Source organism: Streptomyces cyanogenus (assembly GCF_017526105.1).
Lineage (GTDB): Bacteria > Actinomycetota > Actinomycetes > Streptomycetales > Streptomycetaceae > Streptomyces > Streptomyces cyanogenus.
This window is the reverse complement of record NZ_CP071839.1, coordinates 5,733,740-5,748,005: the sequence shown is the minus strand read 5'-3', so window position 1 is coordinate 5,748,005 and position 14,266 is coordinate 5,733,740. Positions and strand designations below refer to the sequence as shown.

Below are 14,266 nucleotides of genomic sequence, written 5' to 3'. Positions count from 1 at the left end.
TTCCGCGAGCGCTTCCGGTTCCTCCCGTCGCGCGCCGTCGCGGACCACCGGGCCGGGCCCCGGGCGCGAGCGGCGCGGCTCCCCACCTGAGAGTTTCCCGGGGCTTCCCCTCCTCTTCCCACGCCCGCGGACGCCCGATTCTGTTAGATTGGTCTAAACCACCTAGACGCACAGAGCCCTCTCCAGAACGGCAGGCCCAGCGTGGAAGTTGTCATCGTTCCGGACGCCGCGGCGGGCGGCGAGCTGATCGCCGAGGCCATGGCCCAGCTGCTGCGACGCAAGCCCGACGCCCTGCTCGGCGTGGCCACCGGCTCCACCCCGCTGCCCGTCTACCAGGCACTCACCGCCAAGGTGCGCTCCGGCGCCGTGGACGCCTCGCGGGCGCGGATCGCGCAGCTCGACGAGTACGTGGGGCTGCCCGCGGACCACCCCGAGTCCTACCGCTCGGTGCTGCGCCGGGAGGTGCTGGAGCCGCTCGGGATAGGCATGGACGCCTTCATGGGCCCGGACGGCACGGCCGAGGACGTCCAGGCGGCGTGCGAGGCGTACGACCGGGCGCTCGCCGAGGCCGGCGGGGTGGACCTCCAGCTGCTCGGCATCGGGACCGACGGGCACATCGGGTTCAACGAGCCGTGCTCCTCCCTCGCCTCGCGCACCCGGATCAAGACGCTGACCGAGCAGACCCGGATCGACAACGCCCGCTTCTTCGACGGCGACATCGAGCAGGTCCCGCACCACGTCATCACCCAGGGCATCGGGACGATCCTGGAGGCACGGCACCTGGTGCTGCTGGCGACCGGCGAGGGCAAGGCGGACGCCGTCGCCGCGACCGTCGAGGGGCCGGTGGCCGCCGTGTGCCCCGCCTCGGCGCTCCAGCTGCATCCGCACGCCACGGTGGTCGTCGACGAGGCCGCCGCGGCCAAGCTGAAGCTGGCCGACTACTTCCGCCACACCTACGCCAACAAGCCGGAGTGGCAGGGGATCTAGGCCCGGCGTGCGCCGCCGCCGAGGAGTGCGGGGATCGTTCACCCGCTCGATGGACTAGACCAACAACGGGTGCGACGGTATATAGAGGAGATCACGGAGCGTGCGGGGTGGAGTGCTGACACGACAACCCATGCCACGATGTGAGCCGTGGCCGACGGGGATGTCGGTCGCTTTCGGCATCCGGAGCCGGGAAGGCAGAGCATGAGCACCGACGTCAGCAGTGCGGAGAACGAGGTCGGCACCACCCGTACCGCGCGCGTGCCCAAGTACTACCGCTTGAAGAAGCACCTGCTCGACATGACGGAGACCCAGGCGCCGGGCACGCCGGTCCCGCCGGAGCGCACGCTGGCCGCCGAGTTCGACACCTCCCGCACCACGGTGCGCCAGGCCCTGCAGGAGCTGGTGGTGGAGGGCCGGCTGGAACGCATCCAGGGCAAGGGCACCTTCGTGGCCAAGCCCAAGGTCTCCCAGGCCCTCCAGCTCACCTCCTACACCGAGGACATGCGCGCCCAGGGCCTGGAGCCGACCTCGCAGCTGCTGGACATCGGGTACATCACCGCCGACGACCGGCTCGCCGAGCTGCTCGACATCGCCCCCGGCGGGCGCGTGCTGCGCATCGAGCGGCTGCGCATGGCCAACGGCGAGCCGATGGCGATCGAGACCACCCACCTGTCCGCCAAGCGCTTCCCGGCGCTCAGACGCTCGCTGGCGAAGTACACCTCGCTGTACACCGCGCTCGCCGAGGTCTACGACGTCCACCTCGCCGAGGCCGAGGAGACCATCGAGACCTCCCTGGCCACCCCGCGCGAGGCGGGTCTGCTCGGCACCGACGTGGGCCTGCCGATGCTGATGCTCTCCCGGCACTCGCTGGACCGCGAGGGCCAGCCGGTGGAGTGGGTGCGCTCGGTGTACCGCGGGGACCGGTACAAGTTCGTGGCCCGGCTGAAGCGGCCCGCGGAGTAACCGCCAGGCACGTTCGCTGAATCGATATACCGAGATGCGGACGAGGTCTTCCACTGCCACGACGGCGTCACCTAGATTGCCTGCGCATTACCCAGGTGATCAGCGAGGGGACGGAGCCGTGGCATGTCCGAAACGCCTGAAGTGAGACCACCGGTGGTGACGCCGGGCCGGGTGATCATCGCACTGTGTCTCGTCGCGCCCTTCGTGGCGATGCTCTGGGTCGGCTCGTACGCCAAGACCGACCCCGCGTTCATCGGGATCCCGTTCTTCTACTGGTACCAGATGCTCTGGGTGCTGATCTCCACCGCGCTCACCATGCTGGCGTACAAGCTCTGGCAGCGTGACCAGCGCGCCCGCAAGGGTGCGAACGGGGGTGCGGCGAAGTGAAGGACGGCGTCAACGGCGTCGCGCTCGGCGTCTTCATCTTCTTCTTCCTGGCCGTCACGGTCATGGGCTTCCTGGCCGCGCGCTGGCGCAGGGCCGAGAACGAGCACTCCCTGGACGAGTGGGGTCTGGGCGGCCGGTCCTTCGGCACCTGGATCACCTGGTTCCTGCTCGGCGGCGACCTGTACACGGCGTACACCTTCGTCGCCGTACCGGCGGCGATCTACGCGGCGGGCGCGTCCGGCTTCTTCGCGGTGCCGTACACGATCCTGGTGTACCCGCTGATCTTCACCTTCCTGCCGCGCCTGTGGTCGGTCTCGCACCGGCACGGGTACGTCACCACCTCCGACTTCGTGCGCGGCCGGTTCGGTTCGAAGGGCCTGTCGCTGGCGGTGGCGGTGACCGGCATCCTGGCGACCATGCCGTACATCGCGCTCCAACTGGTCGGCATCCAGGCCGTGCTGGACGTGATGGGCGTCGGCGGCGGCGAGAACACCAACTGGTTCGTGAAGGACCTGCCGTTGCTGATCGCCTTCGGCGTGCTGGCCGCGTACACGTACTCCTCGGGCCTGCGCGCCCCCGCGCTGATCGCGTTCGTCAAGGACACGCTGATCTACATCGTCATCGCGGTGGCGATCATCTACATCCCGATCAAGCTGGGCGGGTTCGACGACGTCTTCGCCAAGGCGGGCCACGCGCTCGGCCAGGTGAACCCGGACACCGGGAAGCCGCGCGGCGCGCTGGCCCCGGGGGAGGCGAACCAGTGGACGTACGCCACGCTGGCCCTCGGCTCCGCGCTCGCGCTGTTCATGTACCCGCACTCGATCACCGCGACCCTGTCGTCCAGGAGCCGTGAGGTGATCCGCCGCAACACCACGATCCTGCCGCTGTACTCCCTGATGCTGGGTCTGCTGGCGCTGCTGGGCTTCATGGCGATCGCGGCCGGGGTGAAGGTCGGCAACGGCCAGCTGGCCATCCCGCAGCTGTTCGAGGACATGTTCCCGGACTGGTTCGCCGGGGTGGCCTTCGCGGCGATCGGCATCGGCGCCCTGGTCCCGGCGGCGATCATGTCCATCGCGGCGGCCAACCTCTTCACCCGCAACATCTACAAGGACTTCATCAAGCCCGACGCGACGGCCCAGCAGGAGACCAAGGTCTCCAAGCTGGTGTCGCTGCTGGTGAAGGTCGGCGCGCTGGTCTTCGTCCTCACCATGGACAAGACCGTCGCCATCAACTTCCAGCTGCTGGGCGGCATCTGGATCCTGCAGACCTTCCCGGCCCTGGTCGGCGGCCTGTTCACCCGCTGGTTCCACCGCTGGGCGCTGCTCGCCGGCTGGGCGGCCGGCATGATCTACGGCACGGCCGCCGCGTACGGCATCGCCTCGCCGACCCAGAAGCACTTCGGCGGCAACGCCAAGGAGATCCCGGGCATCGGCGAGATCGGCTACATCGGCCTGACGGCGTTCGTCCTGAACGTTCTGGTGACCGTGGTCCTGACCGTCGTCCTGAGGGCCGTGAAGGCCCCCGACGGCGTCGACGAGACCAGGCCGCAGGACTACACGGCCGACGCGGGCGACCCCGGGGTGCAGGTGGAGCTGCCGCCGGCCACCGCGGGCAGCGCGCACTAGCCCACGCCTCGATCGGGGCCCCGAGCCCTGTCGTTCGGATCAGCCGGCCGCCCCGCGCCGCCGGGATGAACCGAACGGCAGGGCTTCGTCGCGGGTACGCCCGGGCATCGCCGAGACGGCCGCACGAGGTGGTGCCGCCCGGCCCGGTGGTACGCGAGACCAGGGTGTACCCGCCCTGCGCCCCCAGGCGAACGCGGCGAGCACGGCAACGGTCCGCACGACCCGGTCGGCGTTGGTGCACGAGGCCCGTCTTCCCGGCACCCGGGACCCCGCGGGCAACTGCTTCCCAGGAAGCACGCACCGTCCGCGCCGCCGCCCGGCAAGTGGCCCCCGACACCGGACCGGCACAACATCTGGGGGTGACATGAGAACCCGGCACTAGATGTATGCTCGTGATCGCTGTCGCCGCAGGGGAATCCGGTGCGAGTCCGGAACTGTCCCGCAACGGTGTACCTGCGTGCATCCGCGCGCCTGTTGAGTCCGACGACCTGCCGGCAGCACACCCGGACGTCCGGTCCGGGTGGGTTCCGAACGTCCGGGCCTCGTGGAGTGGGCCGGTGGACGCGACGCCGTGCGCGCTCGTGGCTGCCTCCTGCCCTCCGCCGGGCCCCCGTGCCGAGCTGAGGGAGAGCCCCACGTGACCATCGCGCCAGCCGACCCGGCTTCAGTCAGCGAACTGGAGACCGACGGTCCCGGGACCGCACTGCTGCGGACCCTGACCGAGCTGACCGCCGACCTGCCCGACGCCGACCCGGGCCGGATCGCCGCCGCCGCGCTGCGCGGCCGGTCCGCGCGGGCCGACGAGGCGGAGCTGCGTGAGCTGGCCACGGAGGCGGCCGCCGGCCTGATCTCCGAGGACCCCGCCTACTCGAAGCTGGCCGCCCGGCTGCTGACCCTCACCATCCGGGACGAGGCCGCCTCGCAGGGCGTGACGTCCTTCACCGAGTCCGTCGCGGTCGGGCACCGCGAGGGCCTCATCGCCGACCGCACCGCCGAGTTCGCGCGCCTGCACGCCGAGCGGCTCGACGCACTGGTCGACGCCTCGGCCGACGACCGCTTCGGCTACTTCGGCCTGCGCACCCTCTACAGCCGTTACCTGCTGCGCCACCCGATCACCCGCAAGGTCGTCGAGACGCCCCAGCACTTCATGCTCCGCGTGGCCAGCGGCCTCGCCGAGGACGACACGCCCCGCTCGGTGGACGAGGTCGCGGCCCTGTACGGCCTGATGAGCCGCCTGGACTACCTGCCGTCCTCCCCCACCCTGTTCAACTCCGGCACGCGGCACCCCCAGATGTCGTCCTGCTACCTGCTGGACTCGCCGCTGGACGAACTGGACTCCATCTACGACCGCTACCACCAGGTGGCCCGCCTGTCGAAGCACGCCGGCGGCATCGGGCTGTCGTACTCCCGTATCCGCTCGCGGGGTTCGCTGATCCGGGGGACGAACGGGCACTCCAACGGCATCGTGCCGTTCCTGAAGACCCTGGACGCGTCCGTGGCCGCGGTGAACCAGGGCGGCCGGCGCAAGGGCGCCGCCGCGGTCTACCTGGAGACCTGGCACTCCGACATCGAGGAGTTCCTGGAACTGCGGGACAACACCGGCGAGGACGCCCGCCGCACCCACAACCTCAACCTCGCCCACTGGGTCCCGGACGAGTTCATGCGCCGGGTCAACGCCGACGCGCAGTGGTCGCTGTTCTCCCCCGCCGACGTCCCCGAGCTGGTCGACCTGTGGGGCGAGGAGTTCGACGCCGCCTACCGCAAGGCCGAGGCCGCCGGCCTGGCCAGGAAGACCCTTCCCGCACGGGAGCTGTACGGCCGGATGATGCGCACCCTCGCGCAGACCGGCAACGGCTGGATGACCTTCAAGGACGCCGCCAACCGCACCGCCAACCAGACCGCCGAGCCCGGCAACGTCATCCACTCCTCCAACCTCTGCACCGAGATCCTGGAGGTCACCGACGACGGCGAGACCGCCGTCTGCAACCTCGGCTCGATCAACCTCGGCGCCTTCGTGCGGGACGCCGACATCGACTGGGAGCGCCTGGACCGGACGGTCCGCACCGCCGTCACCTTCCTCGACCGGGTCGTGGACATCAACTTCTACCCGACCGAGCAGGCGGGCCGCTCCAACGCCAAGTGGCGCCCCGTGGGCCTCGGCGCGATGGGCCTCCAGGACGTCTTCTTCAAGCTGCGCCTGCCCTTCGACTCCGCCGAGGCCAAGGCCCTGTCCACCCGGATCGCCGAGCGGATCATGCTCGCCGCCTACGAGGCCTCCGCCGACCTCGCCGAGCGCAACGGCCCGCTGCCCGCCTGGGAGCAGACCCGCGCCGCCCGCGGCGTCCTCCACCCCGACCACTACGAGGTCGACCTGACCTGGCCGGAGCGCTGGGACGCCCTCCGCAGGCGCATCGCGGAGACCGGCATGCGCAACTCGCTGCTCCTCGCGATCGCGCCGACGGCCACCATCGCGTCCATCGCGGGTGTGTACGAGTGCATCGAGCCGCAGGTCTCCAACCTGTTCAAGCGCGAGACGCTCTCCGGCGAGTTCCTCCAGGTCAACTCCTACCTGGTGCAGGACCTGAAGGACCTCGGCGTCTGGGACGCCCGCACCCGCGAGGCCCTGCGCGAGGCCAACGGCTCGGTGCAGGACTTCCTCTGGATCCCTCAGGACGTGCGTGAGCTGTACCGCACGGCCTGGGAGATCCCCCAGCGCGGCCTCATCGACATGGCCGCCGCCCGCACCCCCTTCCTCGACCAGGCCCAGTCGCTCAACCTGTTCCTGGAGACGCCGACCATCGGCAAGCTCTCCTCGATGTACGCCTACGCCTGGAAGTCGGGCCTGAAGACCACGTACTACCTGCGCTCGCGTCCCGCGACGCGCATCGCCCGCGCCGCCCAGGGCCAGGCGCAGGCCGCCAAGCCCGTCCCCGTGCAGCAGATCGCCGAGCCCGACGCGGTCGCCTGCTCCCTGGAAAACCCCGAGTCCTGCGAGGCCTGCCAGTAATGACCAGCCGAAACACCAACCTGCTCGACCCCGGCTTCGAGTTGACTCTCCGCCCCATGCGCTACCCCGACTTCTACGAGCGCTACCGGGACGCCATCAAGAACACCTGGACCGTCGAGGAGGTCGACCTCCACTCCGACGTCGCCGACCTGGCCAGGCTCACCCCCGAGGAGCAGCACCTCATCGGCCGCCTCGTCGCGTTCTTCGCGACCGGCGACTCGATCGTCGCGAACAACCTGGTGCTCACCCTCTACAAGCACATCAACTCCCCCGAAGCGCGCCTCTATCTGAGCCGGCAGCTGTTCGAGGAAGCCGTCCACGTCCAGTTCTACCTGACCCTGCTGGACACCTACCTGCCCGACCCGGACGACCGCGCCGCCGCCTTCGCCGCCGTGGAGAACATCCCCTCCATCCGCGAGAAGGCGGAGTTCTGCTTCAAGTGGATCAACGAGGTCGAGAAGATCGACCGCCTGGAGACCAAGGCCGACCGCCGCCGTTTCCTGCTCAACCTCATCTGCTTCGCGGCCTGCATCGAAGGACTCTTCTTCTACGGCGCCTTCGCCTACGTCTACTGGTTCCGCAGCCGTGGCCTCCTGCACGGCCTCGCCACCGGCACCAACTGGGTCTTCCGCGACGAGACCATGCACATGAGCTTCGCCTTCGACGTCGTCGACACCGTCCGCAAGGAAGAACCCGAGCTCTTCGACGACCAGCTTGGGCAGGAGGTCACCGACATGCTGAAGGAGGCCGTCGAAGCCGAGCTGCAGTTCGCCCGCGACCTGTGCGGCGACGGCCTGCCCGGCATGAACACCGACTCCATGCGGCAGTACCTCGAATGCGTCGCCGACCAGCGTCTCACCCGCCTCGGCTTCGCCCCGGTGTACGGCTCGGAGAACCCGTTCTCCTTCATGGAACTCCAGGGCGTCCAGGAGCTGACGAACTTCTTCGAGCGCCGCCCGTCGGCGTACCAGGTCGCCGTGGAAGGCACGGTCGACCTGGACGAGGACTTCTGAGCGGCCGTTACTTCAGCTTCACCGCGTCCCCGGCCGACACGATCCGCGCGGTCGTCGTCGTGCCGGGGAAGCACCAGCGCCGGCTGCCCGCCGAGATGACGGTGACCTTGGTGCCGAGCCTTCCGGCGTCGCCCGTGCGCACGGTCCTCTGGTACTTCAGGTCCTCCCAGTTCGCCCGGGACAGCTTGCCGGTGACGGTCGGCCCGGCACCCTGGGCCACGGTCGGAGATCCCGTAGTCGCCGTCGTTCGCCTTGACGGTGGCGTTGACCTGCCAGACACCGGCCAGCCTGTTGCTGTCGGCGTCGTCGCTGTGGGGGAACGTCACCTTCTTCGACGTCCCGACGATCACGTTCCCGCCCTTGTTGACGACGGTCTTCACCACGCGGATGTCTCCCCTGCCCTCCGCGTGGGCGCCCGTCGCGGTCAGCAGCGTCAGGGCGCTTTGTGTCAGGCGGGACGGGCCGCGCCGTGGCGCCTGCCGTGGCGCCGGGGCTCCTGCGCCGGCCGGTTGGGTGCCCCCGGCTGCCGGGCCTGCCTGATCTGCCGGTCGATGCGCCGGTCGCGCAGGACACCGAGCGCGGAGGGCAGGACCAGCAGGACCAGGATCCCGAGGGTGGCGAGCATTCCGATGAGGCCTTCGATCTGGTTTCCGTTCATGGACACCACTGTCGCGCCGGATACTCCTTACCGGCAGTGGCAGGACTGCCGTAGACCCTCGAATTACTGCCACTGGCGAGGCACACTGGCAGCATGCTGAAGAACGTGGCCGCCGTGCTGCTGAACGGGGTGCATCCCTTCGAGCTGGGTGTCGTGTGCGAGGTGTTCGGCATCGACCGCAGCGACGAGGGGCTGCCCGTGTACGACTTCGCCGTGGTGTCGGCGGAGGGGCCCGAGCTGGGCACGCACTGCGGGTTCACCGTGTCCACGCCGTACGGCCTGGAGCGGCTGGAGGAGGCCGATCTGATCGCCGTACCGGCCGGTGAGGCGTATGCGGAGCGCGAGTATCCGCCGGAGCTGCTGGCGGCGCTGCGGCGGGCCGTGGACCGCGGCACGCGGGTGCTGAGCGTCTGCTCCGGGGTGTTCCTGCTGGCCGCGGCCGGGCTGCTGGACGGGCGGCGGTGCGCGGTGCACTGGCACCACGCCGAACAGCTCTCCCGGCGCTACCCCCGGCTCACCGTCGAGCCGGACGTGCTGTACGTCGACGAGGACCCTGTGATCACCTCGGCCGGCACCGCCGCCGGGATCGACGCCTGTCTGCACCTCGTGCGCAAGGAGCAGGGCCCGGAGGTGGCCAACAAGATCGCCCGCCGCATGGTGGTGCCGCCGCACCGGGACGGCGGACAGGCGCAGTTCATCGAACGGCCGCTGCCGAAGACGCCCTGCGACACGGTCGGGGAGGTGCTGGCCTGGATGGAGGCCCATCTCGACCAGGAGGTCACGGTCGAGCAGCTCGCCGCCCGCGCCCACATGGCGCCGCGCACCTTCGCGCGGCGCTTCCAGCAGGAGACCGGGACCACCCCCTACCGCTGGATCCTGCGCCAACGGGTGCTGCTGGCACAGGAGTTGCTGGAGGGTACGGACGAGACGATGGACACCATCGCCTGGCGCACCGGGTTCGGTACGGCCGCGGCGCTGCGCCACCAGTTCCTCCGGGCGCTGGGCACGACCCCGAACGCCTACCGGCGCGCGTTCAGGGGCCCGCGGGCCGCCTGAGCGCGCGCCGGTGCCGGGCCTACCAGGGGATCGCCCGCAGGAGCAGGTCGTGCGGGCGGAGGGTGATGCCGACGCGGGTGGTGTCGTCGGACCCGCCGGCCTGCTCGAAGCGGTACTTCGCCGAGACCGCCGCGGTGATCAGGCTGAGCTGGGTCATGGAGAAGTGGTCGCTGGGGCACTTGCGGTTGCCCACGCTGAACGGGCTCATGGCGTACTTCGGTACGTCCCTGGCCCGCTCGGGCAGCCAGCGGTCGGGGTCGAAGTCAAGAGGGCGGGCGTAGGAGCGGCCGTCGCGCTGGATGGCGTACGGGCTGTAGACGATGTCCGCCCCGGCCGGGATGCGATAGCCGCCGAGTACGGTGTCGGTCACCGCGCGCCGGGTCAATATCCATACGGCGGGCCTGAGCCGCATGGCCTCGACGACGACATTGTTGGTGTGCGTGAGTGAGCGGACGTGCTCGAATCCGACGGGTCGGCCACCGGTCACGGATTCGACCTCGGTCCGTACCTTCTCGGCGTGTTCCGGGTGTTCGGCGAGGACCTGCAGCAGCCACATGATCGTGGACGCCACTGTTTCGCTGCCGGGGGTGAGTATCGCGACGACCTGGTCGTGGATCTCCTGTTCCCCGATGGGATCGCCATTGTCGTCCTTCGCCTCCAGCAATGCCGTCAGCAAATCGTCCGGCTTTTGACCAGATGCCCTCCGCTCGGCGACGATCTCGTCCACCAGCAGATGCAAATCGGCCAGCGCCCGGTTGAATTCGCGGTTGGCCGGGAACGGCAGCCGGTAGAGCGGGCCGAGCGGGATCACCATCCTGCGGTACATACCGCGGAAGACGGTGGCGAGGTCGGTGCTGAGCCGTTCCGCGCGCTCGTCCATGTACTCGCCGCGCAGCAGGCAGCGGGCGGCGATGCGGACGGCGACCCGGAAGGACTCGGAGGTGCAGTCGACGGTCGAGCCGGGCTGCCAGCGCTCGGTCAGCGCGTGTGCCTCCTCCTCCATCACCGGGCCGTAGCCGGGTAAGGCGTCGAGCCGGAAGGCGGGCTGGATGGTGCGCCGCTGCCGGCGGTGCCGGGGGCCGTTGGCGGTGGCCACGCCCTCCTTGCCGAGCAGACCCTCCAGGGACTCCCACAGCGGACCGTCGATCTTGAAGTCGGGGCTGAGGGCCAGGGCTCCGGTGAGGGCCGGTGTGGTGACGGCGTACACCGTCTTGGGGCCGAGCTTCAGGCGTACCACGTCTCCGTGCTCGCGCAGCCCGGACATGAAGGCGAGCGGGTCGCGGGCCAGCCTCAGGCCGTGGCCGAGGACCGGTACGGCACCTCCGGCCAGCGGCGGTTCGCGCAGTTCGGGCGATGGTGCGGCGGGGGTCGCGGGGCTCTGGGGACTCTGGGGGCTCACCGACTCGACGGTCATTTCTCACCTGCCGTTTCGTTCGTGACGTACGGGGGCGTGGACCGGTCTTCCCAGCTGTCGACCCGGTACCGGCCGGACTCGTGGTGGAACCAGTAGACGGAGCCGAACCAGTTGCGCATGGCGCCGACGCAGGACCGGACGGCGGCGCTCAGTTCCTTGCCGCGGACCGTTCCGTCGTCGAGGTCGCGGGCGAATTGCAGGACTTTCCGTTCGGCTTCGAGGAACTCACTGATGCATTCCTCGACGCGCCGCCTGACTTCGTCCACCGCTTCTTCGAGGGTCAGCCCCGCATGGGTGATGAGGCTGATCCCGAGATTGTGCACCTCGTCGCCCGCTATTTCCTTCGGCAGCGAGCAGAGATCGTTGTACCAGGCGGCGAATTCCTGACTGAGCAATGCCGCCCGACGGTACGCCGGATTGTTCCTCACCGCTTCCGGCAGTTCACATCCGGCGCTGGGTTCGAGGAGGTCCGTCCATATCCAGTGCGCGAAGGTGAGACGGCGCAGGGCGAGATACTCCTCGACGCCGGGTATGTGTCCCCGGGTGCGGTTGCGGAATTCCCGGTCGTACGCCTCGATCACCGCGTGGAAGTGCCGGGCGAACCGCTGGTTCCAGGTGCGCGACAGGAAGCCGTAGAGCCGCAGCACGCTGTCCGCGAAGCCCGCCACCAGCGGGTCGGGGTGGTGCAGATGGTGCCTGGGTGCGTCGAGAGCCGCGTGCAGCCGGTACCGCAGCCGCCGCCAGTCGCCCGCCCGGCCGTGCACGATGTCGCGGTCGTGGCGGTCGTCCCAGACGAAGAACCAGGCACTGTAGTCGGCTATGGCCTGCAGGACGTCGTCGGAGGCGTCGGTGTAGTACCCCGCCATGAGATCGGTGTAGCACAGTCCATCGGCATATTCCTGCACCTTGGCCGGCGGCATGAGCCGTTTTTCCAGGAGCCAGCGGCGTGTCTTCTCCTGGAGTCGTGGCCAATACGGATGCAGTTGCCGGGGAAAGGCCGACTCGATCACCGGGAGTGCCAGTGCGGGTGGGACTACGACCGCCGTCGCCGTCGCTGTGGTGCTGTGTGGGAAAGCATGCACAGAACAAACCCCTCTCAGCCGCCAGGAAGCGCACACCCCTCCCGTTGTGCCGGGGCGTGCGCCGGTGCGTATCCCCCACGTCCATTCAGCACCACAACTGACCGCCGTGGGAACGGATTTGCTTCACTCACTACCCCACGGTGCCGAGAATCCCCCCTTGCGTGACTGATAAAGGATCAGTAGCACCAGTGGAAGGGATCGGTTGTACGACGCACTCCCGAACGAACCGGGCAACACGAAGGCGCCCGGCCAGGGAGGATCCGGCCGGGCGCCCCAAGTGCGCTGCGCTGGTCAGTCGTTGGCGACGACGGGGTAGCGTGGCTCGTTCTCGGCCATCTGCCGCAGCGCGTCCTTGCGGTCCCGCTTCGACAGCCGGTCGATGTACAGGTAGCCGTAGAGGTGGTCGGTCTCGTGCTGCAAACAGCGCGCGAAGTATCCGGTGCCGCGGACCCTGATCGGGTTGCCCTGCTCGTCCTGGCCGGTCACCTCGGCGTAGTCGGGACGCGGGAGCGACGCGTAGGCCGTGGGGACGGACAGGCAGCCCTCGTTGCTGTCGTCCAGCCGGCGCCGCTCGGCGGGCAGGTCGACCAGCTTCGGGTTGCACACCACGCCGACGTGCCGGACGCCCTCGTCGTCCTGGCAGTCGTAGACGAAGACCTTCAGGTCGACACCGATCTGGTTGGCGGCCAGGCCCACGCCCTCGGCGGTGCGCTGGCTGGCGAACATGTCGGCGACCAGCTGCTGCAGCTCCTCGCCGAACTCGGTGACGTCCCTGCACTCCTTGTGCAGCACCGGGTTGCCGACGACCGTGATCGGCCGCGAGGTGCCGCGCTCGCGCCAGGCCCTCTCGCGCTCCTCGCAGTCCTCCGTGTCGACGACGTAGCCCTCGTCGTCGACGGGGAGCACGCCCGCGTGCTGCTGATCGGTGTCCTGCTGCGCCATGACCGACGTACGCCTTCCTCAAAGAACCGGGGAGATGTTGCTGGTACAGGTTACGTGCAGGCGCCCCGGAGCGGCGCGGGACGCCGTCCGACATGCGGCTCCGCCGCGTGGGCGCACGCAGTCCTCAGCACACCTCTTCGAGGTCCCGCCAGTCACGCGAATCCGGACTGTCGGCGACCCACCCGTCGAGCAGACCCCGGACCAGCGAGGCCGGCGCGGCCACCCCGCACTCCCGCTCGGGCACCCACAGCTGCCCGTCCGTGCGGTGTCCCAGCGGCCCGGGGTGCCCGGGCTCGCTGTGGTCGTGCGGGTCGAGGTGGACGCCCTCGCCCTCGTCCGACGGCATCCGGGACTCGCTGCACATCCGGCACAGCAGCCGCACCGAGGAGGACCAGTCCTCCGCGGCGAACCCGGCGTCGGCGGCCAGCTGCTCCAGCGCGTCCCGGTCGGCCTCGGTGGCCGCCTCCAGAAGGACCACCCAGGTGGGCACGGGCGACGGCGCCCACAGCTCGATCTCGTCGAAGACCGGGTAGGAGTGCCCGGTGGAGGTGGTGCGCTCGCCGTGCGGGACGCCGTCGTGCAGGACGACCTCGCCCCAGCGCCGCCCGGACGAGGGCAGCGGGATGGAGAGCACCTCCAGCCGGGCCGGGTCCAGCCGGCGGCCCCAGACCACCTCGGCCTCGCCCTCCGGGGAGAGCCGTACGGCCGCGCTGCCCAGCTCCATGCCGACGGGTTCCGCGGCGGCCGCGGAGGCCCCGGGCACCTTCAGCCCGTACGCCTGCCAGGCGCGGCGGGCCAGCGGCCAGTCCTGCAGGGCGGTCGCGGCGATGCCGACGTTCCACCAGTCGGGCGCCCCGGTCTCGCGGTCGAGCAGGGCGACCGCGCGCAGTCCGGCCGCGCGGGCCTGCTCCCAGTCGTGCCGGAACTTGTGCAGCAGGGCGAGGTTGAACCAGGACTCCGACATCCAGGGTTCCAGATCGGCGGCGCGTGTCAGCAGCTCGCCCGCGTCCTCGTACCGGCCGTCCCCGATGAGTGTGAACGCCCGGTCGGTGGCCTGCCGCCAGGAGGCGGAGGGCCGGTGCCGTCCCTTGCCGAAGATCCTCACGATTCCCGCCTGCCAGTTCCATTTCCC

The 14,266-nt window shown here is 69.9% G+C and carries 12 protein-coding genes, 1 pseudogene and 1 riboswitch; of the genes and pseudogenes, 7 read left to right on the top strand and 6 right to left on the bottom strand.

Annotated elements, in window-relative coordinates; translation table 11 throughout:
- The first annotated feature begins 201 nt into the window (after positions 1–201).
- The 6 genes from nagB (at position 202) to S1361_RS25960 (ending at position 7,982) form a co-directional block, all read left to right on the top strand.
- Entirely contained in the window at positions 202–987 is a 786-nt protein-coding gene (nagB, locus tag S1361_RS25985; RefSeq protein WP_208034182.1) for a glucosamine-6-phosphate deaminase, read from the top strand.
- Between the two features lie 201 nt (positions 988–1,188).
- Positions 1,189–1,950 carry a GntR family transcriptional regulator gene (locus S1361_RS25980; RefSeq protein ID WP_208034180.1) on the top strand — a complete coding sequence of 254 codons (762 nt, stop codon included), beginning with the start codon at positions 1,189–1,191 and terminating at the stop codon, positions 1,948–1,950.
- Positions 1,951–2,073: 123 nt separating this feature from the next.
- Positions 2,074–2,337, top strand: coding sequence for a DUF3311 domain-containing protein (locus S1361_RS25975; protein WP_208034178.1), 264 nt, complete (start codon positions 2,074–2,076; stop codon positions 2,335–2,337).
- A complete protein-coding gene (gene mctP / locus S1361_RS25970; RefSeq protein WP_208034172.1) occupies positions 2,334–3,962 on the top strand; it encodes a monocarboxylate uptake permease MctP in 1,629 nt (542 codons plus the stop codon). The genes S1361_RS25975 and mctP overlap by 4 nt, the downstream gene beginning before the upstream one ends.
- 376 nt (positions 3,963–4,338) lie before the next feature.
- A riboswitch (cobalamin riboswitch) is annotated at positions 4,339–4,472 on the top strand.
- A gap of 127 nt (positions 4,473–4,599) precedes the next feature.
- Positions 4,600–6,969 (top strand): ribonucleoside-diphosphate reductase subunit alpha, encoded by a 2,370-nt coding sequence (locus S1361_RS25965; protein ID WP_208034171.1) that lies wholly within the window; start codon positions 4,600–4,602, stop codon positions 6,967–6,969.
- Positions 6,969–7,982, top strand: coding sequence for a ribonucleotide-diphosphate reductase subunit beta (locus S1361_RS25960; protein ID WP_208034170.1), 1,014 nt, complete (start codon positions 6,969–6,971; stop codon positions 7,980–7,982). The genes S1361_RS25965 and S1361_RS25960 overlap by 1 nt, the downstream gene beginning before the upstream one ends.
- A gap of 7 nt (positions 7,983–7,989) precedes the next feature.
- Here the strand turns inward: S1361_RS25960 and S1361_RS25955 are convergent.
- A pseudogene (locus tag S1361_RS25955) lies at positions 7,990–8,434 on the bottom strand (hypothetical protein).
- Positions 8,431–8,640: a hypothetical protein gene (locus S1361_RS25950; RefSeq protein WP_243769298.1), complete on the bottom strand. Its 210-nt coding sequence runs from the start codon at positions 8,638–8,640 to the stop codon at positions 8,431–8,433. The pseudogene S1361_RS25955 and the gene S1361_RS25950 overlap by 4 nt, the downstream one beginning before the upstream one ends.
- Positions 8,641–8,733: 93 nt before the next feature.
- Between S1361_RS25950 and S1361_RS25945 the strand changes: the two genes are divergently transcribed.
- Complete coding sequence (locus S1361_RS25945; protein ID WP_208034168.1) at positions 8,734–9,696, top strand: GlxA family transcriptional regulator; 963 nt, start codon at positions 8,734–8,736, stop codon at positions 9,694–9,696.
- A gap of 19 nt (positions 9,697–9,715) precedes the next feature.
- On the opposite strand, the gene S1361_RS25940 is transcribed toward S1361_RS25945, so the two are convergent.
- The 4 genes from S1361_RS25940 to S1361_RS25925 form a co-directional block, all read right to left on the bottom strand.
- Positions 9,716–11,110: a bifunctional albaflavenone monooxygenase/terpene synthase gene (locus S1361_RS25940; RefSeq protein WP_208034167.1), complete on the bottom strand. Its 1,395-nt coding sequence runs from the start codon at positions 11,108–11,110 to the stop codon at positions 9,716–9,718.
- Complete coding sequence (gene cyc1, locus S1361_RS25935) at positions 11,107–12,192, bottom strand: epi-isozizaene synthase (protein WP_208036771.1); 1,086 nt, start codon at positions 12,190–12,192, stop codon at positions 11,107–11,109. Before cyc1 ends, S1361_RS25940 begins: the two co-directional genes overlap by 4 nt.
- 291 nt (positions 12,193–12,483) lie before the next feature.
- The gene (gene def, locus S1361_RS25930; RefSeq protein WP_208034166.1) at positions 12,484–13,134 is read right to left on the bottom strand and encodes a peptide deformylase; all 651 of its coding nucleotides are present in this window, start codon (positions 13,132–13,134) and stop codon (positions 12,484–12,486) included.
- Between the two features lie 124 nt (positions 13,135–13,258).
- A complete protein-coding gene (locus S1361_RS25925; protein ID WP_208034165.1) occupies positions 13,259–14,239 on the bottom strand; it encodes a hypothetical protein in 981 nt (326 codons plus the stop codon).
- Positions 14,240–14,266: the final 27 nt, after the last annotated feature.